The organism is Mesorhizobium sp. LjRoot246, from assembly GCF_964254115.1.
In the GTDB taxonomy this organism is placed as follows: domain Bacteria; phylum Pseudomonadota; class Alphaproteobacteria; order Rhizobiales; family Rhizobiaceae; genus Mesorhizobium.
The window spans coordinates 730,981-757,488 of the sequence record NZ_CAXUSN020000001.1; the positions used below are offsets into that span (position 1 = coordinate 730,981).

Annotated in this window: 24 protein-coding genes, 1 tRNA gene and 3 pseudogenes; 21 read left to right on the forward strand and 7 right to left on the reverse strand. The window is 61.1% G+C overall.

Going from position 1 to position 26,508, the window contains the following annotated elements; genetic code table 11:
* Positions 1-115: 115 nt before the first annotated feature.
* Positions 116-994 (reverse strand): sulfite exporter TauE/SafE family protein, encoded by an 879-nt coding sequence (locus ACSQ3L_RS03305; RefSeq protein WP_436158636.1) that lies wholly within the window; start codon positions 992-994, stop codon positions 116-118.
* On the opposite strand from ACSQ3L_RS03305, the gene ACSQ3L_RS03310 reads away from it, so the two are divergent.
* Positions 993-1,631, forward strand: coding sequence for a Pr6Pr family membrane protein (locus ACSQ3L_RS03310; protein ID WP_436158637.1), 639 nt, complete (start codon positions 993-995; stop codon positions 1,629-1,631). The two genes, ACSQ3L_RS03305 and ACSQ3L_RS03310, sit on opposite strands and share 2 nt — an antisense overlap.
* Positions 1,632-1,894: 263 nt before the next feature.
* Here ACSQ3L_RS03310 and ACSQ3L_RS03315 read toward each other — a convergent pair whose 3' ends face one another.
* On the reverse strand, positions 1,895-2,881 hold the full coding sequence (locus ACSQ3L_RS03315; RefSeq protein WP_436158638.1) for a DUF2332 domain-containing protein: 987 nt from the start codon (positions 2,879-2,881) through the stop codon (positions 1,895-1,897).
* Positions 2,882-3,010: 129 nt separating this feature from the next.
* Here ACSQ3L_RS03315 and ACSQ3L_RS03320 point away from each other — a divergent pair.
* The 3 genes and pseudogenes from ACSQ3L_RS03320 to ACSQ3L_RS03330 all read left to right on the forward strand — a co-directional run.
* Positions 3,011-3,172: pseudogene (locus ACSQ3L_RS03320) on the forward strand (LysR family transcriptional regulator); the annotation flags it as partial.
* Positions 3,173-3,512: 340 nt separating this feature from the next.
* Positions 3,513-4,151 carry a DUF1326 domain-containing protein gene (locus ACSQ3L_RS03325; RefSeq protein ID WP_436158639.1) on the forward strand — a complete coding sequence of 213 codons (639 nt, stop codon included), beginning with the start codon at positions 3,513-3,515 and terminating at the stop codon, positions 4,149-4,151.
* A 9-nt stretch (positions 4,152-4,160) separates the two neighbouring features.
* Positions 4,161-5,021: a DUF2182 domain-containing protein gene (locus ACSQ3L_RS03330; RefSeq protein WP_436158640.1), complete on the forward strand. Its 861-nt coding sequence runs from the start codon at positions 4,161-4,163 to the stop codon at positions 5,019-5,021.
* Between the two features lie 244 nt (positions 5,022-5,265).
* Here the strand turns inward: ACSQ3L_RS03330 and ACSQ3L_RS03335 are convergent, their stop codons facing one another.
* A complete protein-coding gene (locus tag ACSQ3L_RS03335; RefSeq protein WP_436158641.1) occupies positions 5,266-6,471 on the reverse strand; it encodes an ROK family transcriptional regulator in 1,206 nt (401 codons plus the stop codon).
* A gap of 144 nt (positions 6,472-6,615) precedes the next feature.
* On the opposite strand from ACSQ3L_RS03335, the gene ACSQ3L_RS03340 reads away from it, so the two are divergent.
* The 8 genes from ACSQ3L_RS03340 (at position 6,616) to ACSQ3L_RS03375 (ending at position 14,511) form a co-directional block, all read left to right on the forward strand.
* Positions 6,616-7,881: an ABC transporter substrate-binding protein gene (locus tag ACSQ3L_RS03340; protein WP_436158642.1), complete on the forward strand. Its 1,266-nt coding sequence runs from the start codon at positions 6,616-6,618 to the stop codon at positions 7,879-7,881.
* 66 nt (positions 7,882-7,947) lie between these two features.
* Positions 7,948-8,883: a carbohydrate ABC transporter permease gene (locus ACSQ3L_RS03345; protein ID WP_436158643.1), complete on the forward strand. Its 936-nt coding sequence runs from the start codon at positions 7,948-7,950 to the stop codon at positions 8,881-8,883.
* Positions 8,876-9,781 carry a carbohydrate ABC transporter permease gene (locus ACSQ3L_RS03350; RefSeq protein ID WP_436158644.1) on the forward strand — a complete coding sequence of 302 codons (906 nt, stop codon included), beginning with the start codon at positions 8,876-8,878 and terminating at the stop codon, positions 9,779-9,781. Before ACSQ3L_RS03345 ends, ACSQ3L_RS03350 begins: the two co-directional genes overlap by 8 nt.
* Positions 9,782-9,848: 67 nt before the next feature.
* Positions 9,849-10,955, forward strand: coding sequence for an ABC transporter ATP-binding protein (locus ACSQ3L_RS03355; RefSeq protein ID WP_436158645.1), 1,107 nt, complete (start codon positions 9,849-9,851; stop codon positions 10,953-10,955).
* A gap of 14 nt (positions 10,956-10,969) precedes the next feature.
* Positions 10,970-11,737, forward strand: coding sequence for an SDR family NAD(P)-dependent oxidoreductase (locus tag ACSQ3L_RS03360; RefSeq protein ID WP_436158646.1), 768 nt, complete (start codon positions 10,970-10,972; stop codon positions 11,735-11,737).
* 29 nt (positions 11,738-11,766) lie between these two features.
* Positions 11,767-12,744, forward strand: coding sequence for a sugar phosphate isomerase/epimerase family protein (locus ACSQ3L_RS03365; protein WP_436158647.1), 978 nt, complete (start codon positions 11,767-11,769; stop codon positions 12,742-12,744).
* Positions 12,745-12,763: 19 nt separating this feature from the next.
* Positions 12,764-13,576 carry an SDR family NAD(P)-dependent oxidoreductase gene (locus tag ACSQ3L_RS03370; protein ID WP_436158648.1) on the forward strand — a complete coding sequence of 271 codons (813 nt, stop codon included), beginning with the start codon at positions 12,764-12,766 and terminating at the stop codon, positions 13,574-13,576.
* A gap of 464 nt (positions 13,577-14,040) precedes the next feature.
* Entirely contained in the window at positions 14,041-14,511 is a 471-nt protein-coding gene (locus tag ACSQ3L_RS03375; protein ID WP_436158649.1) for an integrase arm-type DNA-binding domain-containing protein, read from the forward strand.
* A gap of 566 nt (positions 14,512-15,077) precedes the next feature.
* Here ACSQ3L_RS03375 and ACSQ3L_RS03380 read toward each other — a convergent pair.
* On the reverse strand, positions 15,078-15,650 hold the full coding sequence (locus ACSQ3L_RS03380; protein WP_436158650.1) for a TOBE domain-containing protein: 573 nt from the start codon (positions 15,648-15,650) through the stop codon (positions 15,078-15,080).
* Positions 15,651-15,655: 5 nt separating this feature from the next.
* On the opposite strand from ACSQ3L_RS03380, the gene ACSQ3L_RS03385 reads away from it, so the two are divergent.
* Positions 15,656-16,279, forward strand: a complete 624-nt coding sequence (locus tag ACSQ3L_RS03385; RefSeq protein WP_436158651.1) for an alpha/beta hydrolase — start codon at positions 15,656-15,658, stop codon at positions 16,277-16,279.
* Between the two features lie 64 nt (positions 16,280-16,343).
* Here ACSQ3L_RS03385 and ACSQ3L_RS03390 read toward each other — a convergent pair whose 3' ends face one another.
* Positions 16,344-17,900 carry a hypothetical protein gene (locus ACSQ3L_RS03390; protein ID WP_436158652.1) on the reverse strand — a complete coding sequence of 519 codons (1,557 nt, stop codon included), beginning with the start codon at positions 17,898-17,900 and terminating at the stop codon, positions 16,344-16,346.
* Between the two features lie 134 nt (positions 17,901-18,034).
* Between ACSQ3L_RS03390 and ACSQ3L_RS03395 the strand changes: the two genes are divergently transcribed.
* The 3 genes and pseudogenes from ACSQ3L_RS03395 to ACSQ3L_RS03405 all read left to right on the forward strand — a co-directional run.
* The gene (locus tag ACSQ3L_RS03395) at positions 18,035-19,057 is read left to right on the forward strand and encodes a hypothetical protein (protein WP_436158653.1); all 1,023 of its coding nucleotides are present in this window, start codon (positions 18,035-18,037) and stop codon (positions 19,055-19,057) included.
* 659 nt (positions 19,058-19,716) lie between these two features.
* Positions 19,717-19,995, forward strand: a pseudogene (locus ACSQ3L_RS03400) (hypothetical protein); the annotation flags it as partial.
* Positions 19,989-20,120, forward strand: a pseudogene (locus ACSQ3L_RS03405) (polyamine ABC transporter ATP-binding protein); the annotation flags it as partial. The pseudogenes ACSQ3L_RS03400 and ACSQ3L_RS03405, both read left to right, overlap by 7 nt.
* A 183-nt stretch (positions 20,121-20,303) precedes the next feature.
* On the opposite strand, the gene ACSQ3L_RS03410 reads toward ACSQ3L_RS03405, so the two are convergent.
* Together ACSQ3L_RS03410 and ACSQ3L_RS03415 are read right to left on the reverse strand one after the other, a co-directional pair.
* Positions 20,304-20,380: transfer RNA gene (locus ACSQ3L_RS03410), tRNA-Arg, on the reverse strand.
* Positions 20,381-20,632: 252 nt separating this feature from the next.
* Positions 20,633-22,135 (reverse strand): ATP-binding protein, encoded by a 1,503-nt coding sequence (locus ACSQ3L_RS03415; RefSeq protein WP_436158654.1) that lies wholly within the window; start codon positions 22,133-22,135, stop codon positions 20,633-20,635.
* A 279-nt stretch (positions 22,136-22,414) separates the two neighbouring features.
* Here ACSQ3L_RS03415 and rpmH point away from each other — a divergent pair, with 279 nt between their 5' ends.
* The 5 genes from rpmH (at position 22,415) to yihA (ending at position 26,504) form a co-directional block, all read left to right on the forward strand.
* Positions 22,415-22,549, forward strand: a complete 135-nt coding sequence (gene rpmH / locus ACSQ3L_RS03420) for a 50S ribosomal protein L34 (protein ID WP_008833937.1) — start codon at positions 22,415-22,417, stop codon at positions 22,547-22,549.
* Positions 22,550-22,565: 16 nt separating this feature from the next.
* Positions 22,566-22,919 (forward strand): ribonuclease P protein component, encoded by a 354-nt coding sequence (rnpA, locus tag ACSQ3L_RS03425; protein WP_091575737.1) that lies wholly within the window; start codon positions 22,566-22,568, stop codon positions 22,917-22,919.
* Positions 22,920-22,933: 14 nt separating this feature from the next.
* Positions 22,934-24,745 (forward strand): membrane protein insertase YidC, encoded by a 1,812-nt coding sequence (yidC, locus tag ACSQ3L_RS03430; protein WP_436158655.1) that lies wholly within the window; start codon positions 22,934-22,936, stop codon positions 24,743-24,745.
* Positions 24,746-25,209: 464 nt separating this feature from the next.
* Positions 25,210-25,848 carry a CatB-related O-acetyltransferase gene (locus ACSQ3L_RS03435; RefSeq protein WP_436158656.1) on the forward strand — a complete coding sequence of 213 codons (639 nt, stop codon included), beginning with the start codon at positions 25,210-25,212 and terminating at the stop codon, positions 25,846-25,848.
* Positions 25,845-26,504 (forward strand): ribosome biogenesis GTP-binding protein YihA/YsxC, encoded by a 660-nt coding sequence (gene yihA, locus ACSQ3L_RS03440; protein WP_436158657.1) that lies wholly within the window; start codon positions 25,845-25,847, stop codon positions 26,502-26,504. The genes ACSQ3L_RS03435 and yihA overlap by 4 nt, the downstream gene beginning before the upstream one ends.
* Positions 26,505-26,508 lie beyond the last annotated feature (4 nt).

Below are 26,508 nucleotides of genomic sequence, written 5' to 3' on the forward strand. Positions count from 1 at the left end.
AGTCGATATAATACTGACAGATAGCAGGGTCATCGTATGCGTGCTGTGACGCCATCGCCATGCACCTGAGCGACGGCGCTGCGAAGATTTTCTCTGCAACATACCGCGACGGCCTTCAGAACAAGGCTGCAATCGTCTCGCGCTGCTGCCAGATCATCGTGATCCCGCTGAGCGCCATGAAGCCCACGATAATGGCTCGAAACCGCAGCTCCGGCATATCCTTCAGCAGCCGTTTCGCCAGCCAGTTGGACGTCAGCGCGCCAACTCCCGCAGCGAGCCCGAACAGCCAGAGCTGTCCGCCCATGGCGCCCAGCGTGGTATAGGTCCCGATCTTTACGAGATGCGCCGGCAGCGAGACCGCCGTTTTGGTGCCGACCATGCGCTCCTTCGTGACACCTGCATTCAGATAGAGCGAGTTCATCACGGGTCCCACGGCTCCGATCAGCCCGTCGAGAAATCCTGTGACGAGTTCGGCGGGAAAGAACCACCATTTCGCAACCTCAAACGTCTTCTCCTTTCGGCCGAAGCGATATTGAACGACTGTCGAAACGAGGAAGAGGCCGACGACGATCTGGAGCCATTCCGCGGGCGCGCGCGAGAACAGAGCCGCCCCGAGGAACCCGCCGAGGACAGCACCCGGGAGACCCCACTTGGCCACCGACCAGTCGATATTTTCCCAGAATACGAACGCCCGGCCGGCGCCTGCGACGATCGTAGCAAGCGTTGTGACAGGGGCCACCGCCTGCGCTCCGGCAATGAACCCGACGAGCGGCACAAGCAGCATCGCTCCGCCTCCACCGCCGAGCGTCGACACGATCCAGGCAACGAAGCCCGATCCGGCAAGAAGAAGGTAGTCAACCACCCAGCTCTCCGCTCGCCTCTCCGCCATGCCCTGACGCGACTTTTCAATATTCTGGGGCCAGTCTACAATCAACTGCTGCAAGGCGCAGAAGAACGAGGCGATGGCGCATACGCCCCGACTAGGTGCGGCCATGGACGAGATCGGACAGCGAAGCGAAGGCGGCTGGGCAAGGGCGCTCGCCGGGCTGATTGCCTTGGTTGGGTGGGCGGGAATCGCTATCCACTTCAACGCCCTCGCCAGCGGGCCGGCGTCATGGCCGCTAGCACTCTGGACGATGCTCGGCTACTTCACGATCACGACAAATCTCTTGGTCGCGGCCGTGTTTACTGGCGTCGCCCTAGGGGCGCCATCCTTCAAGTCGCCTTGGCTCCTCGGTGGGACGCTTCTTAGCATCCTCCTCGTCGGGATCGTCTATGCGCTTCTGCTGCGCGGGTTGCGGGAGCTGACCGCCGGCTCGGCGCTCGCCAGCTTCCTGCTCCATCAGATCACGCCGCTCTTGACCACCATCTTCTGGCTCACCTTTGTCCGCAAAGGGGCTCTCAAGTGGCGCGACCCCTTGCTCTGGGCGCTCTACCCGCTCGGCTATTTCCTTTACGCCTTGGCGCGGGGCTCGATCGAGGGGCATTACCCTTATCCCTTCATCGACGTCACCGAAGTCGGCCTGCCGCGCACGCTGACCGACGCCAGCCTGATCGCGACGGGTTTCGTCATCGCCGGAGAGGCTCTTGTTTGGCTCGACCGCCGACTGGCGACGAGGAAGACGGTCTGAATGTCGGCGACAACACGTTGGGAGCTGTCTGGCTTGGGACCAGCCTGAACAGAGCGCCTATCGACAGCGCCGAGGTGCGTGTGGCGTAGAAACGCGAAGATTTGGCGCCCAGCGTGGATGAGACTGAGAACTGCGTCTTCGCTGGCGCACTCCGACATCGCCACCGGGCGTGGCTATCCGAGAATGTCCAGCGCTCGCCAACTCCACGACGATTGCACACATGATTTTCGCCGCGGCCGGCCGCTTGGAGCAGCCGGTCTCGGTCAACCGCCCTCGTCCGCGATCCATTCGAGCGAGGCGCCATGCGGGTCGGTCCAGGCTACAGGGGAGCCGTTCACAGATAGGAGAAAACGGCCGGGAGGCCAGCTTGTTCCGGCGGCGATGGACGGGAACACGCGTGGGAACTCGTTCGATACCCAATAAGGAGAAAGATGCATCGCCTGCTCGGCGAAAGCTTCTCTGTCACCAGGGTCGGAGACATAGTCGAGGACGGCTGTGTGGAAGATGACGAGCGTAGCGTCCTTTGGCGCCTCGCTGCAGAGCTGCACGAGGTCGCTCCCGCGCAGGTCGCCCTTCACCACCCGAGGCCTGACTGTGGCAGCGATCTTTAGCGCCGCCCGCAGATTGGCGAGGCGCGCTGTCTGTTCCGGCCAGACCAGTGTCTCAAGCCATGCGACTTGCGTATCGTCCGAAGCATCGATCGGGTTCAGGTCCAATCCCGCTCGCCAAACGACTTGCGGCAAGGCCGCCGGCAATGGCGCCGTCTCGTTGGCCAAGCATCGGAAGACAGGTGGCTCCAAGGCCATCGCGGGTGCGCGGATCGCCTTGCGTCCGTAGTCATAGCCATAGAGGTCGGGCATGAGGCAGAGCCCTGCGGAAGTCCCGACCTCGACGAGGGCCAGCGGCTGCGGCAAACGCGCCAGGACGGGGAGCAGCGTGGCGCACCTTCCCGGCTCATTGGTCTGGGTCGAGCGCTCCAGCATGAGAGAACGGACAGCGTGGAGATTCGCTAGGAGCGCCTGGCGAAATTCGGTCCACCCTGTCGGCGTGCCGAACAGGTGACGCACCGCGGCAAGCAGAAGGTTCGGTTGCCGCTTTAGGTCCGGGAGGGTCGACAGGAAATCGAGCGTCTCCCGGTCCTCGGCGACCGCACGAGCCAACGCCTCGTAGAGCGGCGAGCGGCCGCGAGCTTCCGTATCGGCGAAGCGAACATATCGAGCTGAGATCTCGGCCAAGCCCTCTTCGTCCATGTCCGTTGATCCTCGGTCCGACCTCTCATCACAGTACACGATCCTCTGATCCGATTGGAGCCAGGCACGGCATCTCTACACAAGCGCGTTATGAGGCTTTACGGATCGAGCGACTGGCGCACAGGGCCGAGGATCGTCGCCGAAGACTTGGCCTCTGGCCGGCTCCGACGCATCCTGCCCGAATGGCAAGGGTCGTCGGTCAGCATTTATGCCGTCACCGAAACTCGCTTTATTCCAGCCAAGACCCAGCGCTTCATAGAATTCCTGTCCTCCAGGCTGACGGAAGCTTGAACATGCTGGAGGCTCTCATGGACGCCCGCGGAATAGGCAGTTTTCGGATGGCTGTGGTTTGATGGTGGCGCGCAAAAATTATCACTTAATATCAATATGTTATGAGACGAAGGCCTTTGATGGGCCTCTGGAAGTCGAGAGCTCCGCATCGGCTTTTTGCGGTCCAGCCAGCACTCTGCCGTCATAGAGGCCGTGCTTGCCCCAGGAGCGGCCAAGCCAGCGCGCATGCGGAATGACGGCAATGGGATTCAGCGGGGAAATCAGCGAGCGACGCACGAACTACTGGAGTGCGCCCAGTCTTCGGCGTATAAATGGCCCCAGATTTCGGGGAGGAAAAGCCATGAATGCAGTGCCTCAATGGCGGCTCGCGGGCGACTGGTTCGACATCTGCAGCTGCGACATCCCTTGCCCTTGCGAGTTCGCCCAGCGGCCGACCGGCAATCACTGCCAGGGCGTACTCGCCTGGCATGTGCGCGAGGGTCAGTATGGCGACGTGAAGCTCGACAGCCTGACGCTGGTGGCGCTCGGCGAGTTCGAAGGCAATCTATGGGCCGGCGAGGCAAAGGCCGTGATGGGCATGTACCTCGACGAGAAGGCGAACGAGTCGCAGCGCGAAGCCCTGCAGGCGATCTTCGGGGGCCACGCCGGCGGCTGGCCGGCGGGCTTTGCCGCCAATATCGGCGAGATGCGTGGCATGGAGTTCGTGCCAATCACTTTCGAGGTGGCGGGCGACCTGGCCACATGGCGAGTCGAGATACCTGGCCTCGTCGTCGGCCGCGCGGAAGCGCTTTCCGGTCCCACAACACCGCCCGGCAAGCGGGTGCAGACAATCAATCCGCCGGGCTCGGAGGTCGGCCCGGGCCAGGTTGCCACCTGGGGGCGTTCTGTCGAGGTGAGCACCAAGGGCTTCGGATTAGATTGGACGGGCACTGCCCGTTCGAGCAAGCACATTCCATTCGACTGGACCGGCCCGAACTAGGGCGTGCCGATGCCTGCCGCGTTCCCCAGGAAAACGTGGCGGCTCCGGAATTTGCGTGGCGTGCCGCTCGGCCTTCTCGCATCGCTCGTCGTGCTGACAGCAGCGGCGTGGGCTCTCACCCTCTATCAGACCGTCAGCATGGATATGCCCATGGGCATTGCCGTGCGCGGCGGGTTGGAGGGTATGGAAGGCATGGCTGGCATGGCGATGGCCGGAATTGCGGCCGACGGCTGGTCACCCGCCGGCGTCGCCACCTTTCTCACTGCATGGACTGTGATGATGGCGGCTATGATGCTGCCTGCTGCTGCGCCCATGATCTTTATGTTCGCGGCGGCGCAGACGAGGCGCGAACAACACGTGGCCGTCCCGACATGGATCTTCGTCGCGGGCTATCTGCTCATCTGGGCGGCGGCGGGCCTTGTCGTATATGTCCTGGTCCAGCTCGGTAGCGACTTTGCAACGAACCTCGATCCGCCTCGGCGTTCGAAATGGGCGCCGCTCGCGCTCGGTGCCACGCTTGGCGTCGCCGGGCTCTACCAATTCACGACCTTCAAGCACATTTGCCTCAGGCATTGCCGTTCGCCACTTGCTTTCGTTGCGCAGCACTGGCGCGACGGGCGTGTTGGCGCGCTCAAGATGGGGCTGCGCCACGGGTTGTATTGCTTCGGCTGCTGCTGGGCACTGTTCGCCGTGCTGGTCGCAGCGGGCGTCATGAGCGTAGCCTGGATGCTGCTTTTGACGCTGGTCGTATTCGTCGAGAAGCTGATGCAGCGTGGCCAACGCTTCGAAGGTGCTTTGGGCATTGCGCTAATAGCCCTCGGGATCGTTGTATCGTTCGGGGCGATCGAGATGCCTTGGATGAGCGGCTAGCGGCTTTCGCTTCCATTCCGCGCCCAAGATGCTCCAGAGAACCAAACCGCGGTACATCGCCGGAGCGATGTCCCGCGGTTTCCTTCCCTGGAGGCTTTCCGACGCCGGCCCCATGCCGGAGGAGAGGCTTTCGCTTGGGCCGGCATCCGAAACCCAAGCCACCACTCGGACATCGCGTTTGGGGCCGGGAGCAGTAGATCCGCCGCAGTAAATGGGGCCTGGCACAAGTGACTGACTCGTACGATCAGCCGGGCGACAGTTCCTTCGTCTGATGTCTCAGCACGAGGCCGACCGCTCCCAGCAATGCATCGTTCTCGGTATGCTTGCCAATAGTTATCCGCGTGCGCAGGGCCGGAGCGATATCGCGGGACTTGATGAGCGTGTGGCGTTCATAGGACGCGATCAGCGGTGTCAACAGAATGTCGCCTGCCAAAGCCATGTGGCCGCCGATGATGATAAGCGGCGGATTGAGCACCGAGCCGATCAAGCCGAGACCCCGGCCGGCGATCTCGGCGGTATCCTCGATCATCCGCAACGCCCTAACGTCGCCCTCCTCGGCCATCGTTATGACATCGTCCATGGTGACTTGCCGCCGCACGATACGTGAAATCTGTTCTAGTGGCCGGGCAAAACTCGCATAGAGCTCCAGGCATCCGCGATTGCCGCACCGGCAAAGATCGCCGCTGGGATCGATGCTGATGTGCCCGAATTCGCCGGCGCCGCCGGCGATGCCCGTCACCAGCCGGCCATGCTGGACAATGGCCCCGCCGACACCCAGATCGATCTTGAACAGCACGAAATCGTCCTGGCCGATGGCCGCACCCCACATCAGCTCCGCAATGGCCGAGCAGTTGCTCTCGTTGTCGGCGAAGATCGGCCGCTCCAGGACGGGTCCGAACACATCTCGTATGTTGACGCCGGCCCATGTTGGAACGATGCTCGCGCGCAGCACCACTCCGTCACGGCTGACAGGGCCGGAGACGGAAACTCCAACCCCCAGGAGCCCCGCCACCGGCAGACCGTTCTCCTCGTAAGATTGGGCAATTGCCGATTTGGCCACCTGGGCCGCCTGTTGCGGCTGGTAGTCCAGAGGCATGGGGATAGTTTGTTCGGCAATGACGGAATGCGAGACGTCGGCGACGATGAACCGCATCTCCTGAAGACCCAGGTGAATTCCGACGCAGGTGCCTGCTGTCGGATTGAGCGTCAAGGCCGCAGCTGGCCTGCCGATACCTCTGATCCCATCGCGGCTGGTCGGAGCTTCGATCACCATCCCTGACTTTCTCAAGCCATTGAGCGCAGTTGAGACAGTCGAGCGCGCCAGACCGGTGACGCGTGTGATCTGCGACGCGGAAAGTACGCCGCGCTCACTCAAGCACCGCACGATCATGCTCTCCGGCGACGCGGACGGTCTGCCGATCAGCCAGGTTCTAAGCGAAGGTTTTGTCATGGATCAACATAAACATCGTTGACTGATAGCTCCAATATGTCATCTTGGAAATAACTGAGATTAACGCATCTCGCCGGCGGCGGCTTCAAACCGCGGCCATAAGCGGTCGATACGAACCGTGCAACACCATATGGGAGTGAAACAATGAAATCCGTCATGACCGCCCTCGCGGCCGCTACCGCATGCACCTTTTTCGCGGGGGCAGCCTTAGCCGAGCCCAAGACGAACCTGCTCCACCAATGGGCGACTGGATCGGACGCCCAGGCGATCGCCAAGCTCGGCGAGATGTTCACCGCCAAAGGCGGCAAATGGGAACAGACGTCGATCGCCGGTCACACGGCCAATACGCTGGCCAAGCTGCGTGCCGACGTTATCGCCGGCAATGCGCCGCCTGCCGTGCAGCTCAAAGGCCCGGAAATCGCCGAGTGGAACGAGACCGGCATGACCGCCGATCTCGACGAGTTGGCGGCCTCGGAAGGATGGGAGAAAGTGGTGGCTCCGGAATTGCTTCCGGTGATGAAGCCGACCGGCAAATGGGTCGCAGCTCCCATGAACATCCACCGCATCAATTGGCTCTGGGCCTCGCCGAAGGTCATGCAGGCCGCTGGCGTGGCGGAAATGCCAAAGACCTGGGCCGAGTTCAATGCAGCCTGCGACAAGATCGTCGCGTCAGGCAAGATCTGCATCTCGCATTCGACCGCCGACTGGACGGATTCGACGGTGTTCGAGGTCGTCCTCTACGGCCAGGACATCGATCTCTATCGCAAGGCCTTCGTCGAAGGCGATATCGAATCCATGCGTAGCCCGGGGATGGTCAAGGCTTTCGAGCAGATGCGCCTGATGACGACCAAGTACATGGATCCGGGCATGGTTGGCCGCGACTGGGATTCGATGTCGGCGCTCGTCGGCAAGGGCGACGCGGCGTTCCACATCATGGGCGACTGGACGATCGGCCTGCTGACCGCCGCCGGCTTCAAGGAAGGCACAGACTATGTCTGCGCCCAGGCGCCGACCGATTGGGGCAAACCCGGCTTCATCCTCAACTCGGACTCGGTCGTGTTCTTCAAGCAGAAGGACCAGGATTACATCGACGGCCAGAAGCTGCTTGCCAGCCTGATCCTGTCGCCCGACTTCCAGACGGTCTTCAACCAGGCCAAGGGCTCGATCCCCGCACGCCTGGATATCGATCTGTCGAAGGGCTTCAATCCGTGCCAGCAGCTCTCGCAGAAGGATTTGCAGGCTTCGATCAAGGACGGCACGCTGGTCCGCTCGATGGCGCACAACATGACCATCCCGCAGAAGATGCGCGGCGCGATCATGGACTCCATTACCGAGTTCGTGGCGACGCCCGACATGTCACCGCAGGACGGCGCCAACGCGATGGCCGACGCGGCAGAAGCACAGAAGTAGACAGGAATGGCCGGGCGCAATGGCTATCCGCACCCGGCCATCCTCCATCCCAGTCCCGCGCTCTAGATGTCAAATCACGACTTGATCCTATCGGTCCCGGTGCCCGCCCGCCCCTGGCGGGAACGGCTGGGCTCGGCGATCCCCTTGCTGGTGCTCGGCCCCTCCCTTGTGGCGAGCTTCGTCTACGTCTTCGTGTTCACCGGCTGGACGCTCTACATCTCGCTCTCGAACTCCTCGCTGCTCCCGACCTACGGCTTCGTCGGCCTGGACAACTACGCGTCACTCTGGGCGAACCGGCGCTGGAACATCGCCTACAACAACCTCTTTTTCTTCAGCGGTTTCTACATCGTCGGCTCGATGGCCGTGGGACTGCTGCTGGCGATCCTGATCGACCAGCGCGTGCGCGGCGAAGCGGTCTGGCGGACAATCTTCCTCTATCCGCTGGCCGTCTCCTTCATCGTCACCGGCACGGTCTGGAGTTGGCTCTACAACCCGACCGACGGTATCCAGGCGATGGTGCGCGGATTGGGCTGGACGAATTTCAGTTTCGCCCTCGCCAGCGACCGGCACTATGCGATCTACGCGGTGATCATCACTGGTGTCTGGCAGTCTTCGGGCTTTGCCATGGCGCTCTTCCTGGCTGGTCTCCGCTCAGTGGATTCGGACCTCGTCAAGGCCGCGCAGATCGACGGCGCATCGACCTTCCGCATCTATCGCAAAGTGCTTCTGCCAACGATTGCACCGATATTCCTGGCGGTCGCCGTCATCCAGATCCAGTTCGCCATCAAGACCTTCGACCTCGTGGCGGCCCTCACGAAAGGGGGTCCAGGGATCTCGACCACGTTCCCCGCCATCTACGTCTATGACCTGATGTTCCAACGCGGCCAGATCGGCGAGGGTGCGGCGGCGGCCATCATGATGCTTGCCGCTCTTGCCGTGGTGCTGGTGCCCTATTCGTTCTGGGTGGTTTGGCGCCGGCGCAAGGAAGCCGGTCATGGTTGAAGCAGCGCTGGACCCGTCGCACGATCATCGCGCTACCACAGTCGCGACGCGCAGGCATTTCCTCACCCGCTTCGTCATCTATGGGCTGCTGGTTGTCTTCGCGGCGATCTACTTGGTTCCGTTGCTGGTCGTGGTGCTGAATTCATTCCGCGATCAGCAAGAGATCGCGCGCAACGGGCTGATCTCGCTGCCACGCAGCTTCCGCCTCGAAGCCTGGGGCCAGGCCTGGAGCACCTATTGTATCGGCGGCACCTGCGAGGGCATGCAGCGCAACTTCTACAACTCCCTGAAAATGACGATCCCGGCGACGATCATCTCGACGGTGGTCGGGGCGATGAACGGTTACATCTTGTCGAAATGGCGCTTCAAGGGTTCGGAAGCACTGTTCACCTGTATGTTGCTTGGTGTCTTCATTCCGGGTCAGATTTCGTTGATGCCCTGGGCGTTCATCCTCGGCAATTTGGGCCTCAGCAATTCGATTTACGGGCTCATCGTCATTCACGTCATCCAGGGCATTTCATTCACCACCCTGTTCTGCCGCAACTACTACGTCAGCATCCCCGACGATCTAATCAAAGCGGCGCGCATCGACGGCGCAGGCTTCTGGCGCATCTTCCGCAAGATCATTCTCCCGCTCTCCTCACCGATTCTGATCGTCACGGTGATCTGGCAGTTCACCGGCATCTGGAATGAATATCTGTTCGGTGTCGTCTTCACCTCCGGGCAGCAACAGCCGATCACGGCCGCGCTCGTCGCGCTGACGGCAAGCGGCACGAATGTTCGCGCCTACGATGTCATGAGCGCCGCCGTGCTGATCGGCGCGCTGCCGCCGCTGCTGATCTATCTCTTCGGCGGCAAGTATTTCGTCCGCGGCCTGACCCAAGGCGCGATCAAGTGAGGCGCGATCAAGTGAGCGGAGCCGATCTCATGTCGCCGATCGCCCCGTCACGGAAGAAGGGCATCGCATGTCGACATTGACCATCCGGTCCTTACGCAAGAACTACGGCGCGGTCGAGGTGCTGAAGGGCATCGATCTCGAGGCGCAGAACGGCGAGTTCATCGCGCTGGTCGGACCGTCCGGCTGCGGCAAGTCCACCCTGCTTGCGATGATCGCCGGGCTGGAAACCGTAACTTCCGGCGAGATCCGTATCGACGGCCGGCTGGTCAATTCGGTCGCGCCGAAGGACCGCGACATCGCTATGGTGTTCCAGTCCTACGCGCTTTACCCGACGATGACGGTGCGCGAGAACATCACCTTCGGCATGGAAAGCCGCCGCGTCCCGAAGCCGCAGCAGGACGAGGCCGTCAAGCGGGTTGCAGCTTTCCTGCAGATCGAACCGCTGCTTGGGCGCAAGCCCGGACAGCTTTCGGGCGGCCAGCGCCAGCGTGTCGCGATGGGCCGGGCGCTGGTGCGTGATCCGAAACTGTTCCTGTTCGACGAGCCGCTCTCCAATCTCGACGCCAAGCTGCGCGTCGACATGCGTACCGAAATCAAGAAGCTGCATCACCGCGTCGGCAAGACGACGGTCTACGTCACCCACGATCAGGTCGAGGCGATGACGCTCGCCTCGCGCATCGCCGTGATGCATCAGGGCTCGGTCCAGCAATTCGATGAGCCGGCCACGATCTACAACCGTCCGGCCAACATGTTCGTCGCTGGCTTCATGGGTTCGCCGGCAATGAACTTCCTGCCGGCCGAACTGAGCGAAGAAGGCGGTCGCCCCACTGTTGCCTTGCAGACCGCCGACGGCAGGACGGCCAGCCTGTCGATCGTCCAGACGCTTCCGTCCGATACGCCGCGACAGCTCGTGCTCGGCATCCGGCCGGAGCACATCTACCGGTTTGATCCCGATCTTCAACGTCGCAAGCCAAGCATCGCGCAAATCGACGCCGTGGTCGAACTGGTCGAACCGACAGGAGCGGAGACCATGGCCGTTCTGCGCCTGGGCGCCAAGGAGATCACCGGTCGTTTCGACCCCGACGGCACGCCACGGATGGGCGAGACGGTGACGCTCGGCATCGACATGGCGCGCGCGTGCTTGTTCGACCCGACGACCCAACGCCTGATCTGAAAAGAGTTCCGCCTTTGTCCTTTGCCACCTATCCGAGCCTGGCCGACCGTGTCGTGCTGATCACCGGCGGCGCATCGGGCATCGGCGCCGACACGGTCCGCGCCTTCGCCGCCAATGGCGCACGTGTCGCGTTTCTCGATCTGCAGCAGGAGGCCGGCGAGGAGCTCGCGCGGGAGCTCGCCGCCACGGCACCGCACGCGCCACTATTCATGCGCTGCGACGTGACCGATATTCCCGCCCTCCAGGCTGCGATCGGCACGGTGCGCGACCGCCTCGGACCTGTCGCGGTGCTGGTCAACAACGCCGCCGACGACAATCGCCACCCAGTCGCCGACGTGACGCCGGAGTACTGGGACCACGCCCAGGACGTGAACCTCAGGCACCACTTCTTCGCTGCCCAAGCCGTGCATCCGCACATGAAGGAGTTGGGCTTTGGTTCGATCGTCAATTTTTCCTCGATCGCCTGGCGTTTCGGCGCGGCGGAGATGGCGCCCTATGCGACGGCCAAGGCTGCAGTGGTCGGGTTGACATTCGCACTGGCGCGGGCGTTTGGCCCCGACAACATCCGCGTCAACGCCATCGAGCCAGGTGCCGTCATCACCGACCGGCAACGGCAGCTTTGGTTCAAGACGGAGGCGTCGGTCGACCAGGTCGTGCAGCGTCAGATGATCCGCCGGGTTCTGCTCGGCGCGGAGATCGCGCGCGCGGTGCTGTTCCTGGCCGCCGACGACAGCCGCATGATCACCAAGCAGTCGCTCACCGTGGATGCCGGCCTGCGATGACCGCAAAACCCGAATCAAAGGATCGCTCCATGCTCCAGGTCGGCCTAAACCCCTACGGTCTGACCTACTATCTCGGCCTCCAGGCCCGCGGCACGCCACGTGCCAATCCCGAGCCGGCAGGCCTGGAAGGGTTCATCGCGCTCGCGACCGAACTCGGCGCTCGGGTGCTGGAGATCTGGGTGCCATGGCTGACGGAGCTTTCCGACGACGCGGTGATCGCGCTGCGCGAACGGCTCGCCGGCCTTGGGATCATACCGATCGTCAGCGGCGGCCTTCTGGTGGGCGAACCGCTCGACGAGGCATTTCGGGCCGCACGCCTGCTGAGGGTCAAAACCATCCGAACGGCGCTGACGCCGGTTCTATGTGGCGACCGCAACGCTGCCGGCGAGAAATGGACGGAGTTCGCCGGCATCATTCGAGAGAGATTGAAGGTATGGGGTCCGCGCGCGATTGCCGAAGGCTATGTCCTTGCGATCGAAAACCACCAGGACTTCACCAGTCAGGAACTGGTCGATTTCTGCGCACTCGGCGGCGAAGGCGTCGGCATCACCTTCGACACCGGCAACACATTCCCGGTCGGCGAAGCGCCGCTCGATTTTACACGGCGGATCGCACCGCATGTCCGCCATGTCCATCTCAAGGACTACCGCGTGCAGTTCACGACCGAAGGCTACCGGCTGATCCGTTGTGCCATCGGCGATGGCGCCGTGCCGTTTGCCGAGCTGTTTGCAATGCTTGCCGAACACCACGATCGCATGACCGCCGTTCTCGAACCGGGTGCATTGGAGGCGCGGCATGTCCGCTTTCTGCGCGACGACTGGTGGCACGGCTATCCGCCGAAGACGGCGCGCGAATTTGCCGCCTGCCTGCGGGCCGCGCAGCGCAATCGGCTACCCGACGATGCCGACTACCGCACCCCTTGGGAGCGCGAAGACGACGGTTCCCTGGTTTCCTATGAGCTCGACATGATCCGGCGCAGCGCCGCCAACATGCGCAACCTGGTTTGATGAAAGTGGAGAAGACCTGATGACGACACGTGAACTCGATGGATTGACCGCCTTCGTAACCGGCTCCGGCCGTGGCCTCGGTCGCGTGATGGCCGAGCGCCTGGCGGAACTCGGCGCCAATGTCGCGGTCCATGACATGGACGAAACAGCACCGGCCAAATACGGCGAGTTCGCCAATCTCGGCGAGGTGGTCGAGCGCCTGAAGCGGCATGGAACGAAGGTCACGTCGGTGACCGGCAACATTGGCGACCAGAAGGCAGTGGCCGAGATGAAGCGCAAGATCGAGGCCGATCTCGGCGACGTGCATGTGCTGGTCAATTGCGCCGGCGGCGATATCGGCGCCAAGGGCGGCAAGCCGAACCCGAACAACGCCCTCGACATCGAACTCGAGGACATCCGCGTGCTCACCGAGAACAATCTGATCGGCACGATGCTGGTCTGCCAGGCCTTCGTGCCGCCGATGAAGCAGCGCGGCAGCGGCTCCGTCATCAACATCGCGTCGGCGGCGGCACACCTCGGCTGCTCGCCCGAGGTCGTCTACTCGACGTTGAAGGCCGCGGTCGTGCATTACACGCGCTGCCTCGCCAAGGAACTGATCGACGACGGCGTGCGCATCAATGCGGTCAGCCCCGGCGCCACCAAGACGGCACGGTTCCAGGCGACCCGCGTGGTCGATCCGGAGCGCATGGATTCGAGCAGGAAATCGCTGAACCGGTATGCGGAGCCGGAAGAGATCGCCGAGGCGGTGGCCTTTCTCGCCGGTCCGCGCGCGCGCTTCATAAACGGGCAGGTCATCCGCGTCGATGGCGGTTTCACGATCTTTCCAGGTTAAACGGCTGCCGTTCGCACCGGCTGCCCGCTTTCAGGAACCGATATAGCTGGTCTCAACGTCCCACATGCGGCGCATTGCGGTTGTTCATCAAGTGGCGATTCGAATGCGACCGCCTCGACGTTTGGTGATGATGCCTCGGATGCCAAGGAACGGCTTCGCGTTTCCGCAGACTAATTCTTCTCCTTAGTCTGCGACGTCCTGCTAAGTCCTGCTAAGTCCTTGAAATAATGGCGCGCCCGAAGAGATTCGAACTCCTGACCCCCAGATTCGTAGTTTATTTTTGTGGCACGCCGACCGTATCCAATTATTCGCCATGATTGTAAGTTTATCTTTTATTTCAGTTATTTGGAGAAACCTCGTATTTTGGCGTGGACACACCACTTGATCCCATGCGAGTCTAAAACCGGCTGAAAAACCGGCTGAATTTTCTAGCCGACATCCACTAGACTTGTAGGAACCGCGCTATGGCCGACATCCGTATCCTCATCAACGATAAGTCGACCAGCGACCTTAAGGCACCCAGTTCGGGACAATATCGCGCTCGCGACACCCAGCTAAAAGGGTTCCATGTCATCGTCGGCAGGCGAAGCAAGACATTCGCCGTTCAAGGAGACCTGCGGAAGGATGGCAAGCGCGTTGCGTCGATCTCAGTACGGATTGGTGACGCGGAGACGATGTCTACACGCGAGGCTCGTGCAACCGCAAAGACATACCTCGCGCAGATTTCCAAAGGTGAGCATCCCAACCCCAAAACTGCCGACATGCCAGCGCATGCAAACGATACCTCACAGGTCAACGGGGATGAAGCAGCGCAACCTGATGTTGCCCCGAAAGGTGTCACCCCAAGCTCGGCATCAAGCCCTACGACTTCCGCAAGAAGGGCGGCGCGTGAGCGCCGCCGCATTTCCGTAAAGCTGTATCGCCATTTCCACTGAGAACCGGCTTTCAGTCAGGTTTGCGCGTCAACGCGATACCGGCAGTGCGTTCGTAGCGCTCCAGTTTCAGAGATTAGAAATCCAGACGGTTACTTGCAACTTTGCTAATTTAATGATCTTCTAAAAATTGGGAAGTTCCATTCTCCATGAGGCTCTCATGAGAACGGCGCCGTTGTTGATTCTGACTGTCACGCTGACTTTAGGTTTTCTAGACACGGCAGGCGCCTGCGTAGCCTGCAGGTGTGTAACACGTGATAGTTCCGGCATGCCGACCGGAATTTCTAATCCCCAATATCTAAAAGATCGGGGCGTATGCCGATCTTACTGCAGCGAACTTGGCTGGACCTGTACGATTTCATTCCCGCTGGGAATAGATTGTCACCCAACCTATAAGCCGGGCGACGCTCGGACAACGCCCGCGGCCGATAGATTGTGCAAACCAATTGTCAGACGTCTCCCGCGAGAGGGGATGTGTTGCCTTCGTCCAGGTTATCCGCGTGGATGCGCCCTCTGTTAACCGGACCCACCTATTTGACGTCATGAGTTTACTCTCCCTTAGACCCGCTTCAGGACGATCCTTCAGTCGGAAGAACGGCGACGGATGCCGGCGCCCATCGCGCGACGACAGGAAGCCCCGGCGCTAAGCGTCCGGTCACGTCATCTCCACGCATGATGCTGGCGAGCAGAGACTGCACGTCGGAAAGTTCGAGCGCCACGCGCCAGCCGGCACCAAGATAGGTGACATCGCGGACTATCGCGTGAACGCCGAAAGCGCCGTCTGATGCTGCTTCACTCGCAGCACGGATGGAGACATTCTCGGGCCTCACCACGATGTCGAAAGGCTCCTTCGCGCGAGACGGCAGCGACTGTCGCGCGCCGGCGATCTCGTATCCCTTGCCCCCATCCGTCTCAGCGACGCGCAGGATGGAGCACTCTCCGATGAAACGTGCGACGAAGTGATTGGATGGTGCGGCGTAGATGGTTTCCGGGTCGGCAACCTGAAGAAGCCGGCCCCCGGATATGACGCCGATCCGGTTCGCCATAGCCATGGCTTCCGACTGGTCATGCGTGACATAAATGACAGGCAGGCCCGCGCGCTGCGCCGACCATCCTGCTGTTCCACGGCTTTCCGTCGTCATCGCGCATGTACGATACGCTGCTGCCGCTGCTTGCCGACCGCTATCACCTCGTTGCGCCCGACTATCCTGGTTTTGGCCATAGCGATGCGCCCTCGCAGGACAGTTTCGCTTACACCTTCGACCATCTGGCCGAGGTAATCGAGGGATTCGTCGAGGCGCTTGGCCTTGAGCGTTACGTCCTCCTCCAGCAGGATTATGGCGGCCCGATCGGGATGCGGCTGGCTATGCGCCATCCCGAACGCGTGCTAGCGATCATCATCCAGAATGCCGTGTCGTATGAAGAAGGCCTCGGACCATTATGGGAGGCGCGCAAGGCCTTCTGGCTGGACCGGGCTGCGCACGAGGAAAAAGTGATATCCACTTTCACCTCGATCAAGGGCGCGCGGCAACGCCATGTCGGCTGCAGCCCCAGGCCTGAACGATACAATCCGGACATCTGGACCGGCGAGGCCGCGATGCTCTCGTGTCCGGGACAGGGCCGCATCCAGTGGGACCTGTTCTACGACTATCCAAGCAATGTCGCCGCCTATCCGGTCTGGCAGGCCCGGCTGCGTGTGCACCGGCCGCCGATGCTGGTGGCGTGTGGACGCTACGATCCGTCCTTCACCGTCGCTGGCGCGCATGCCTAATCGCAGCCGACAACATTACGCAAAAGGAAAACGCCAAGGTCGAGGCAAGCTAGGTGGCTCGCCGCTAGCACTCCGTCCGTGGATTAGTCGTGGGAACGCATTTTTCCTCAAAGTCCAATCGGAATTCTCCGGGAGGCATGGAAATCGAGGTTTTGGAGAAATCAACTGAAAGGTTGATTGGCCCTGGGCCACCGGTCTTTGCCATCAACCCCCTGGTCTTGCCGCCGGCACAGGGCATGAGTGCCTCGAACCTGTCGTCGCCCATTTCCATGCAGTTCGGCAAACCCAGCGTCAGGCCAGGAGCCACATTTGCAATCTTCGGCAGAGCGACATTGATCGCAGATCGGAGAGCCGAGCCCAGCGAAAGACGAACTGAGCTTCCGTCCGACAACTTCACATTAAGTGCGGCCTTAAGGCCACCTAGCTTGACGCTAACGTCTCCGGTTGCTTTCACTCTTGGCAGATTTATGGACGCGCTTGGAGTTCCTGCCCAAGACGCAGCCAATGGCTTTCCGCTGCTATCCTCGACCGAAAAGCTCTCGATCGAAAGGGCCGCACGGGGATTTGCGGGCGAGCCGGGAATTGAGAAGGTAAACGAGCCGAAGACAACGTTGAACGTCAGCGTGTCTCCTCCAGGGACTTTGAACTTGCCGTCCACGATCAGAGGAAAAAGGCCCCCAATCAGACCATAACGCGGGTCGCTGGGAGATGATATGGATGGGGGAGCTATTAATGTCTCGAATATTCTGATCCCGGCGATAGCGTAAGGATCGTCAAAAAATATGCTGTTAAGTCCCCTTATTCCGCTATACGCCTCCTTTGGATCTGCGGTCGTGTTGAAGAATCTCGGATGAGTAGCGGATGCTTTGGCGACTAATATACTGCCTCGTGTCTCGTCGACGATCCCACTGGCCGGATTTCCACCCGTTATGTAATTAGTAAATCCAATGTCTCCTGAAACAGGCCATATTTTATTCTTGTCGTAAGGGGGTTTCAACTTTACCCACTTGGACCCATCATATTCTCCGAATGATATGTTGATGCTGAGGTTCCCTCGTGTCAGGACGTTCGGCAATTTGACAGAGAAATCTTTGGGCACGCTCACGAGCTGCGGAATTGTGACCGGAACGGGGAATTCGACGAAGAACCAGTTGTCAACATTCAAGTAGCAGATGGCGAAAAAGAATATAGGTTGCCCTACGGGTCCCACCAAATTTATGTCTGACGTCACGCAACCAGCGCCGACTTTGATCGTTTTGAAAGTGCAATGTGCTGCTTCAATATTAACACCGGTGGCCATCGAGATTGTCGTGTTCGTTGTGCCTCGCCTCAGATCAAATCTGGTATGCCGTGGAATAGAGAAATCAGGTAAGCTTGCTGTCACATGCGGTGTGGAACATAATGTCCCATTATTATGGTATAATGCCTCGTAGCGCGTTCCGGCCAACTCATCCAGCAATCCAAGAAGACCACCTGCGCGCACAAGAACGATCAGGTCATCCTTTGGATACTTGAATTGCTGACTGAAAGCCGGCTCTCCTGACAAAAGAAAAGTCAGAATTGTAGCTAACGAGAGAAGGATGACCAAGGGAGTTCTCAGATTCCTTGCAAGGGGTCCCATGCTTTGCTCCAAACCCTGTAGCCCGCACCGTGGAGCGGGACCTCGATCAAGCAATTCTTGGTCGGACTGATATACAATAGTTCTTATTTATGCTCAATTAGCAATTCCTAATTTTGTCGCTGGAGGGTTCGATCATGCAGAGGTTGATGGCCATTCTTGGAGCGATCTTGTATCTTGGCCTGACCAGTCCGACGTTGGCTGATACGCTAGTTGAGCGCATGGCATTTTGGCGCAAGGAAGCGTTCGTCTGCAAAGACGTATCGGGCAAGGCCTTCCCATCCAAAGAACAGTCATTGATGGGATACCCGCCAACGACTTGTGACGATGGGGATATGACTCTCTTCAACGGCTTGTTGTGTTCGGTTGGAGAGCAGGCTGGCTGCGACGCGGTTCTCAATTCGCAGGACGGCGACGGGCGATGGTGGCGTTCACCCCGGCGGATTGGAATGGAATACGTCTCGGGGCGGGTAGATGTCTCATTTTCGGCGGATCAAAGTCGTGGCGCCCTGCTCTACGCGCTGGCCAAAACCGATCCAAGCCGACTGGCGGCATATGCAAACTGGATCATGCAACATAGACCATGCCTGGTCGATTTCGGAGGCTGCAGAATATACGGGTGGCCGAGACTATGCACGGATGACGCGAGCGATCTCAGATGCACCTTCAGACCGTGGACGTGCGTCACCTTTCAACTCGCCGGAAAAAGGCTTTCTGTCGCAAACGCGGACGTGTGCGGCGCCGCGCTCAAACTGCTGAAGCTCGACGTCCCTGACTTTTTCTTCACGACGTCGCAGCTGGAGGGGAAAGTCGCAGCCTATGCCAGCGGATCCGCCGTAGTGAATGACCTGGGATATCCGCTCCACCTTGCGGCCGTCGACCTGTTCATACTTGAGCGGCTGGGCTACAGCGCCGACGTGGTAAGAGCGGGAGGCGCTATCTTAGCGGCGCGAGAGCCTCTGAACCCATTCTTTCAGTACCTTGCCGGTGCGGATACCACAAAAACTACCAAGTTGGTGATGGACGAATGTCCATCGAGCGCCAAGCCCTCCCGAACTAAATTTCAGTGGTCATGGGAACGAGAAATGTCAACCAAACCCTGGGAAGACAGCATGTATTGGGACTGCATATTCATGGGCCGGCTGTTGGGCGCTCCTTAAACATTGGTGCCAAGGGCAGGCAGAACTTCACCTCATGAATCATCCGTCCGGCTCAGGTGGCTTCTCCACCAGGGTCGGCATCGACGGCTCGATAAACTCCAGCCGGACCCCGCCGGCACGCTTACGCATGGAACGCCCCAACAACGCGAATTTGAATCAATATCGCATCGTCGTTTCGGTTCAGTTAGCAGTTACTAAAAAGCGAATGGAACGATCGTCGACTGTGTTCGCCTTTGTCCCTAGCATGGGCTCATGAATCCCTCAGAGGTAAACGACTATAGGCCTGGCGATATAGCAAAAAGCTATGACCGTTCCCGGTCGTCGGTTGCCGTTGAAATGGGGGATCGATAGCGTGCGCTTCCAATCCTAAACAACGCGGCCGGGCACCGGACGAATGCATCCAGTCATTGCCTTACCTGCGCTAGCAGGCATGTCCTATCCGAGGCTGGAGGGCTTGGGCCTGTTGCGCGTCGTGGCAGGTCCTGAGGAAATTCCGACCTTGCCAGAACCCGACCGCGCCGAGGTGCGTGTTCTAATGACAAGCGCGACGCGCGGATGCAGTCTCGAGATCGCCGAAGCCTTGCCCAATCTTGCTTTCGTTGTATCGCAGGGGGCGGCACATCGACATGGCGGCCTTGTCGAAGCAAAACGTGCGGGTGCGGCGTGTCCAGGACGAAGCCGACCCGCGACCACCCCCCGAAGGCAACATCGTCGCCGGCGCCATCGCCGACATCTTCGACGCCCTGATCGTGAGCATGAGCGACACGCGCCTCGAGCCCGACCTCGACGACCTGCTGTGGTCGACCGTCAATCTCGTTCACCGCGCCACCGGCCGGATCGAGCGCGAGTTGGACGATAACGAGCAGGCGCAGCGCCGTGGCCAGCGTGAACAGGACGGCAGCGAGGTGAAGTCGGTCGACCTGGAACGCCTGCCCGCGCTCTCGTCTTCGGCCCCGACCTCCTGCTCATGGACGAACCGCTTGGCGCCCTCGATCGAAGGCTCCGCGACCAGATGCAGCAAGAATTGAAACGCATTCAGGGCGAGCTCGGCATCACGGTCATGCGAACGCGACCTCTCTAGGGAATCACGACGGCATGCTTCTCTTCCTCCCGGCCGCGTATACGCCAAGCTGCGATATCACTCGAAGGAATGTCCGTTCTTCCAAAACCGGCTGAATTCCCAACATTCAGCCGGTGCCGCAGTCAGCCGATCGCGAACAATGATAACGATTTCAATGATTTGTAATGGCGCGCCCGAAGAGATTCGAACTCCTGACCCCCAGATTCGTAGTCTGGTGCTCTATCCAGCTGAGCTACGGGCGCGCAACAGGCCATGCTTTCCATGACCCCGCGATCCGATCGTGAACGACCGGTCGCGACGAGACGTGTTCCCTAGCGACTGAATTTCCGAAAAGCAAGTCGATCCGGCAAAAGTTTTGTCTCAAGTGCCTTGGCCGACGAAAACGGCTCGGATCCCGGCGCTTCGAAACGGCTCCGAGCCGAGGTCGGTTTCCTCCAGGGAAGAAGCATCGATCTGGAAACGGAAAAGCACCGGGCAAAACAGCGCACGAACCATCACGCCGGGCGGCGCAGGCCGTTGCGGGCCTGGTCGAGCCGCACCGGCTGGTCGGGGATGGTGACCGCGAATGTGGTGCGCCCGCCAATGCTCTCGACCAGTTCCACCGCGCCGCCATGCGCGCGGATCAGTTCGTGCGCGATCGCCAGGCCAAGGCCGGTGCCGCCGCTGCGGGCCGAGCCGCGAAACGCCGCGAACAGGTTTTCCCGCGCCTTGGGTGGTAGGCCGGGGCCGGTGTCGCTGACTGCGATGCGGCTGACGCTGCCCAGGCGCACGGCCGACACCGCCAGCCGGCGCACCAGGGCGCTTTCACTGTCTGCCGCCATCGCCTGCACGGAATTCCGGCACAGATTGGTGAGCACGCGGAACAGCTGGTCCGAATCGGCGTCCACCTCGAAGCTCGGCTCGACGGAATTGACGAACTCGATGCCCTGCTCGATGTCGAGCAGCCCCTGCACGTCCTCGACCAGCTGGCGCAGCCGGAGCCGGCGGCGCGAGGGCGGCGGCTCCTGCGTGCGGCCGTAGGCCAGCACGCCTTCGGAATAGGACACTGCACGGTCGAGCGCACGCAGCAGTTTCGGCGCGAAGGCCTGCACGGTCGGATCCTTGACCTGGCGCAGACGGTCCGACATCAGCTGCGCCGAGGCCAGGATATTGCGCATGTCATGGTTGATCTTGGAGACCGCAAGCCCGAGATCGGCAAGGTGCTTCTGTTCGGTGAGCATTTTTTGCAGCCGCTCCTGCATCTGCGACAGCTCGCGCTCGGCAACGCCGATCTCGTCGGCGCGGGCGGCCGGATGGATGATGCGCCCGGGATCGTCGGGCGCTTCGGAGAAGGACAGCATCGAGCGCGTCATCGTTCGGATCGGCCCGATCATGATCAGGTCGATCGCGGCATAGACCAGCATTGCGGTGAACAGCGAGATCAGCAGCGAGACGAAGGCGACGTTGCGCGAATAGCGCAGCATCGCGTTGCGCAGGCTGTTGTCCGGCATGATCAGCTCGAACTCCTTGTCTGACTCGCCGACCGGGCCGAAGACGCGCAGCATCCGGTCGCCGCCGAAAAATAGCGTGTCGAGCGCGCCGGTCATGCCCTTGATCATGCCGATCGAGGCGATATCGATGTGTTCGTCGACCTTCGGCGGCATTTCGGCCACCACCAGCAGCCGCGAGACGCCGCCGTCGCGCACCGCGATCGCCTTGGCGCCGATCGCCATCAGCACGTCGTTCTGGGCCGTGCGCGACAAAGAGGTGGATTCACCCTGCACCAGCACGATCGACACCGCCGCCGCTGTGCTCAGCCGCTCCTTCAGCCAGTTCAACCGGTAGCTGGCGATCCAGGGCAGGAAGATCAGCACTTCGGCCAAAAGCACGAAGACGATGGTGAGCAGCAGCAGCTTGGTCGACAGGCCGCGCGACAGCGGCACCGTGCGCACGGCGGCTGGCGCCTCGGTGGACCCCGCCGTGCTGATCCCTTCCTGTGCCTGTATGGTTTCGCTCATGCGGCTACTGTCTTCACAATCACTTGATCAACGCAGATTAGGCGATTACGGCCTTTTTGCCAATTTCACCCTTTGGTCGGAAACATAGACCGGCCTGACGGCGAAGGATTTCGGCCCGACGACGCCGGATTGACTTCCAAAAGCCTTCTTTCTATAAGCCCGCACACGCTCGGGCCATTCGTCCCGGCGCGGTTTCGATCGCGCCAAAGCCGGCCCGGCAAAGCTCCTGTTACACAGTGACAGAATCAAGAAGGGCCGCACCCCGCGGTATTAAAACAAATGAAGCGTACCTACCAACCGTCTAAACTCGTCCGCAAACGTCGGCACGGCTTTCGTGCCCGCATGGCCACCAAGGGTGGTCGCGGCGTCGTCGCAGCTCGCCGCAACCGCGGTCGCAAGCGGCTCAGCGCCTGAACGGAAGACGAGATCGTTGCCCGCAACCGGCAAGCCAGTGGGACCAAATCCCAAGCGGCTTCTGAAGCGCGCGGAATTCCTGGCCGTCCGTCGTGGTGAAAAGCGACGCGGGCGGCTTTTTCTCGTCGAAGTTCTCGACCGCGGCGACGGCCTGTCGCCGCGCGTCGGCTACACCGTCACCAAGAAGGTCGGCAATGCGGTTGTCCGCAACCGCGTCCGGCGGCGGCTGCGAGAAGCCGTTCGTACACATGCGGCAAGTGACATGGCGCCTGGCAATGACTATGTCATCGTCGGGCGCGAAGACGTGCTGACCATTCCGTTCGGCCAGTTGAAGGCCGAACTCTCCCGCCGACTGCGCGGAACACGATAGGCCAAGGGCTTTCGATGGAAAACAACCGGAACTTCTTCATCACCATCGCGCTGTCGGTGCTGATCCTGGCGGTATGGCAATATTTTTATGTCTTGCCGCGCAGCGAGCAGCAACGCGAGGCGGCCCGCATCGAACAGCAGCGCGTCGAGGAGCAGAAGAAGGCCGCCGGCACAAATCCCGGCACCGACACCGGAACGCCTGCCGCACCTGGCGCCATTCCGAATGCACCGGGCACCGATGCCGTCACGCCGGCCGGCCGCGAACAGGCGCTCGCCACCACGACCCGCGCCAAGATCGATACGCCAAGCCTGGAAGGTTCGATCAACCTGACTGGCGCCCGCCTCGACGACCTCAAGCTCAAGCACTACACCGAGACGGTCGACAAGAACTCGCCCGAGATCAGCCTGCTCAACCCGGCGGCACTGCCCAATGGCTACTATGCCGAGATCGGCTTCGTCGGTAACGACAAGACCGGCGCGGTGCCCGGTCCGGAGACCGTGTGGGCCGTCGACGGCAATGCGACGCTGACGCCGACAACCCCGGTCACGCTGACCTATTCGAACGACAAGGGCCTGACCTTCAAGCGCACCTTTTCCGTCGACACCAACTACATGTTCACGGTGTCAGACACGGTGCAGAATGCGGGCACGGCCGCCGTCTCGCTGTCCAATTACGGCCGCGTCACCCGTTTCGACAAGCCGGCCGTCGCCAGCACCTATGTGCTGCATGAGGGCCTGATCGGCTTCACCGGCACCGAAGGCCTGCAGGAGCACAAATACGCGTCCATCGAGAAGGACAAGCAGTTCACGCCAGGCAAGTCGACCGACGGCTGGCTCGGCATCACCGACAAATACTGGGCGGTGACGCTGGTGCCGACCGAGAAGCAGCCGTTCCAGCCGCGCTACGCCTATTTCGAGGACGGCCGCCATCGCTACCAGTCCGACTTCCTGACCGACCCGATCACCGTCGATGCCGGCCAGTCGGCGACGGTGGAGAGCGAAATCTTTGCGGGCGCCAAGGAAGTCGCCAAGATCAACGCCTATGCGGAAGACCGTCACATCAAGCGGTTCGATCTCCTGATCGATTGGGGCTGGTTCCACTTCATCACCAAGCCGATGTTCTGGCTGATCGACACGCTCTACAAATTCTTCGGCAATTTCGGCCTGGCGATCCTTGCCACCACCGTCATCGTCAAGGCCATCTTCTTCCCGCTCGCCAACAAGTCCTACGCGTCGATGGCGAACATGAAGAAAGTGCAGCCCAAGATGCTCGAGATCCGCGAGAAATACGCGGACGACAAGATGAAGCAGCAGCAGGCGATGATGGAGCTGTACAAGACCGAGAAGATCAACCCGCTTGCCGGCTGCTGGCCGGTGGCGCTGCAGATTCCGGTCTTCTTCTCGCTCTACAAGGTGCTCTACATCACCATCGAGATGCGGCACGCGCCGTTCTTCGGCTGGATCCAGGATCTGGCCGCACCCGATCCGACATCGCTGTTCAATCTGTTCGGCCTTATCCCGGTCACCCTGCCGCACATGCTGATGATCGGTGTCTGGCCGCTGATCATGGGCGTCACCATGTTCCTGCAGATGCGCATGAACCCGACGCCGCCGGACCCGACGCAGGCGGCGATCTTCACCTGGATGCCTGTCATCTTCACCTTCATGATGGCGGGTTTCCCGGCCGGCCTGGTCATCTACTGGGCCTGGAACAACACGCTGTCTATCCTCCAGCAGGGGGTGATCATGAAGCGCCAGGGCGCCAAGATCGAGCTGTGGGACAATCTGGTCGCGCTGTTCCGAAAAAAGCCGTCGCCGGCGGAATAGAAGGCCCTGAGCTTTCTCCAGCCGTCAAAGCCCCACCTCGCGTGGGGCTTTTTCGTTGGCAGGACATCCCATTCGATCCATTTCCGCTCCTCGGCGAAACCTTGGCTCGCCGCGCCCCGTAATTGCACGTTGCCATCCCGCGGCATGCCCTGCGGAGGCCTGGATCTTGTATCGTTGCGGATCACGCGTTTTCGCGACGCGGGCAAAATGCCCATGCCAAGACGGCTTCCGGCGCAAAGGCGCCGGTGTTTGGGAGGCCGTAACGGCAGACCGGGGTCCTGTAGGCCTCCATGGGACCCCGGTTCTCTTGCTCATGGAAGGTCCCGCGGCAGCAAATGAGCAAAGCCGCCAAGGAAAGCTCGCTCGTCAGCCGATTGGTGCTATAGGGCGGATCACGCTATTTTTGAGCAGGCGCATGCGGGTTTCGGATACGCCTGGCGGCCATTTCTCTGACGGATTTCGACATGGACGGACCCAACCCAGACATCAAGCACCCGATTGCGATGCATACCCGCGTCGGCTTCCTCAAGGCACTGGTGAACGCACCGAACATCGAGATCGGCGACTTCACCTACTATGACGACCCGGACGGGCCGGACAAATTCGCCGAAAAATGCGTGCTGCACCACTATCCATTCATCGGCGACAAACTGATCATCGGCCGGTTCTGCGCCATCGCCGAGGGCGCGCGCTTCATCATGAACGGCGCCAACCATGCCATGTCCGGCTTTTCGACCTATCCGTTCAATATTTTCGGCCATGGCTGGGAAAAGGGTTTTGACCCGGCGACATGGTCGAAGGAAGTGCGCGGCGACACGGTGGTCGGCAACGACGTCTGGATCGGCATGGAGGCGGTGATCCTGCCCGGGGTGGAAATCGGCCACGGCGCCATCATTGCCGCGAAATCGGTGGTGACGCACGACGTGCCGCCCTATGCGATCGTCGCCGGCAACCCCGCCAAGCTGGTGAAGGCGCGTTTCGACGACCGCACGGTCCGGCGGCTGCTGGCGGTGGCATGGTGGGACTGGCCGGTGGACAAGGTCAGCCGCAACCTCGATGCTATCCGGGGTGCCAATATTTCTCTTCTGGAGGCAGCAGCTTGAACGCTCTGAACAGCAGCACGATCGGCCCCGAACTGTTCACGCGGGGGTGGATCTTCATCCGCGGCGTGCCGGCGATGAAGTTCCTGCCGCCGGAAGGACCGCCGGAAATCGCCTTTGCCGGCCGCTCGAATGTCGGCAAATCGTCGCTAATCAACGCGCTGGTCAACCAGAAGGGGCTGGCCCGCACCTCCAACACGCCGGGGCGCACGCAGGAGCTCAACTATTTCGTGCCGGACGGATTTTCGGGTGAGGGCGCCGACCTGCCGCCCTTGGCGCTGGTCGACATGCCGGGCTACGGCTACGCCACCGCGCCGAAGGAGAAGGTCGACGAGTGGACCAAGCTGGTCTTCGACTATCTCAAGGGCCGCGTGACGCTGAAGCGCGTCTATGTGCTGATCGACGCCCGCCACGGCATCAAGGCCAAGGACGACGAAGTGCTGTCGCTGCTCGACAAGGCGGCGGTATCCTACCAGATCGTGCTGACCAAGACCGACAAGATCAAGGCTGCCGGCGTGCCGCAGCTGATCGAGGAAACGCTGGCAAAGATCAAGAAGCGGCCGGCGGCGTTCCCATTCGTTCTGGCCACGTCCTCGGAGAAGGCCGAGGGCCTGCAGGAATTGCAGGCCGCGATCGTGCTAGCGGCGAATGGCGGGTAAGAAG

Bases quoted from the DNA above. Each gene is read 5' to 3' on its own strand.
- ACSQ3L_RS03310 (WP_436158637.1), top strand. From the start codon at position 993: ATGGACGAGATCGGACAGCGAAGCGAAGGCGGCTGGGCAAGGGCGCTC.
- ACSQ3L_RS03305 (WP_436158636.1), bottom strand. From the start codon at position 994: ATGGCCGCACCTAGTCGGGGCGTATGCGCCATCGCCTCGTTCTTCTGC.
- ACSQ3L_RS03315 (WP_436158638.1), bottom strand. From the start codon at position 2,881: ATGGACGAAGAGGGCTTGGCCGAGATCTCAGCTCGATATGTTCGCTTC.
- ACSQ3L_RS03325 (WP_436158639.1), top strand. From the start codon at position 3,513: ATGAATGCAGTGCCTCAATGGCGGCTCGCGGGCGACTGGTTCGACATC.
- ACSQ3L_RS03330 (WP_436158640.1), top strand. From the start codon at position 4,161: ATGCCTGCCGCGTTCCCCAGGAAAACGTGGCGGCTCCGGAATTTGCGT.
- ACSQ3L_RS03335 (WP_436158641.1), bottom strand. From the start codon at position 6,471: ATGACAAAACCTTCGCTTAGAACCTGGCTGATCGGCAGACCGTCCGCG.
- ACSQ3L_RS03340 (WP_436158642.1), top strand. From the start codon at position 6,616: ATGAAATCCGTCATGACCGCCCTCGCGGCCGCTACCGCATGCACCTTT.
- ACSQ3L_RS03345 (WP_436158643.1), top strand. From the start codon at position 7,948: ATGTCAAATCACGACTTGATCCTATCGGTCCCGGTGCCCGCCCGCCCC.
- ACSQ3L_RS03350 (WP_436158644.1), top strand. From the start codon at position 8,876: ATGGTTGAAGCAGCGCTGGACCCGTCGCACGATCATCGCGCTACCACA.
- ACSQ3L_RS03355 (WP_436158645.1), top strand. From the start codon at position 9,849: ATGTCGACATTGACCATCCGGTCCTTACGCAAGAACTACGGCGCGGTC.
- ACSQ3L_RS03365 (WP_436158647.1), top strand. From the start codon at position 11,767: ATGCTCCAGGTCGGCCTAAACCCCTACGGTCTGACCTACTATCTCGGC.
- ACSQ3L_RS03370 (WP_436158648.1), top strand. From the start codon at position 12,764: ATGACGACACGTGAACTCGATGGATTGACCGCCTTCGTAACCGGCTCC.
- ACSQ3L_RS03375 (WP_436158649.1), top strand. From the start codon at position 14,041: ATGGCCGACATCCGTATCCTCATCAACGATAAGTCGACCAGCGACCTT.
- ACSQ3L_RS03380 (WP_436158650.1), bottom strand. From the start codon at position 15,650: ATGACGACGGAAAGCCGTGGAACAGCAGGATGGTCGGCGCAGCGCGCG.
- ACSQ3L_RS03385 (WP_436158651.1), top strand. From the start codon at position 15,656: ATGTACGATACGCTGCTGCCGCTGCTTGCCGACCGCTATCACCTCGTT.
- ACSQ3L_RS03390 (WP_436158652.1), bottom strand. From the start codon at position 17,900: ATGGGACCCCTTGCAAGGAATCTGAGAACTCCCTTGGTCATCCTTCTC.
- ACSQ3L_RS03395 (WP_436158653.1), top strand. From the start codon at position 18,035: ATGCAGAGGTTGATGGCCATTCTTGGAGCGATCTTGTATCTTGGCCTG.
- ACSQ3L_RS03415 (WP_436158654.1), bottom strand. From the start codon at position 22,135: ATGAGCGAAACCATACAGGCACAGGAAGGGATCAGCACGGCGGGGTCC.
- rpmH (WP_008833937.1), top strand. From the start codon at position 22,415: ATGAAGCGTACCTACCAACCGTCTAAACTCGTCCGCAAACGTCGGCAC.
- yidC (WP_436158655.1), top strand. From the start codon at position 22,934: ATGGAAAACAACCGGAACTTCTTCATCACCATCGCGCTGTCGGTGCTG.
- ACSQ3L_RS03435 (WP_436158656.1), top strand. From the start codon at position 25,210: ATGGACGGACCCAACCCAGACATCAAGCACCCGATTGCGATGCATACC.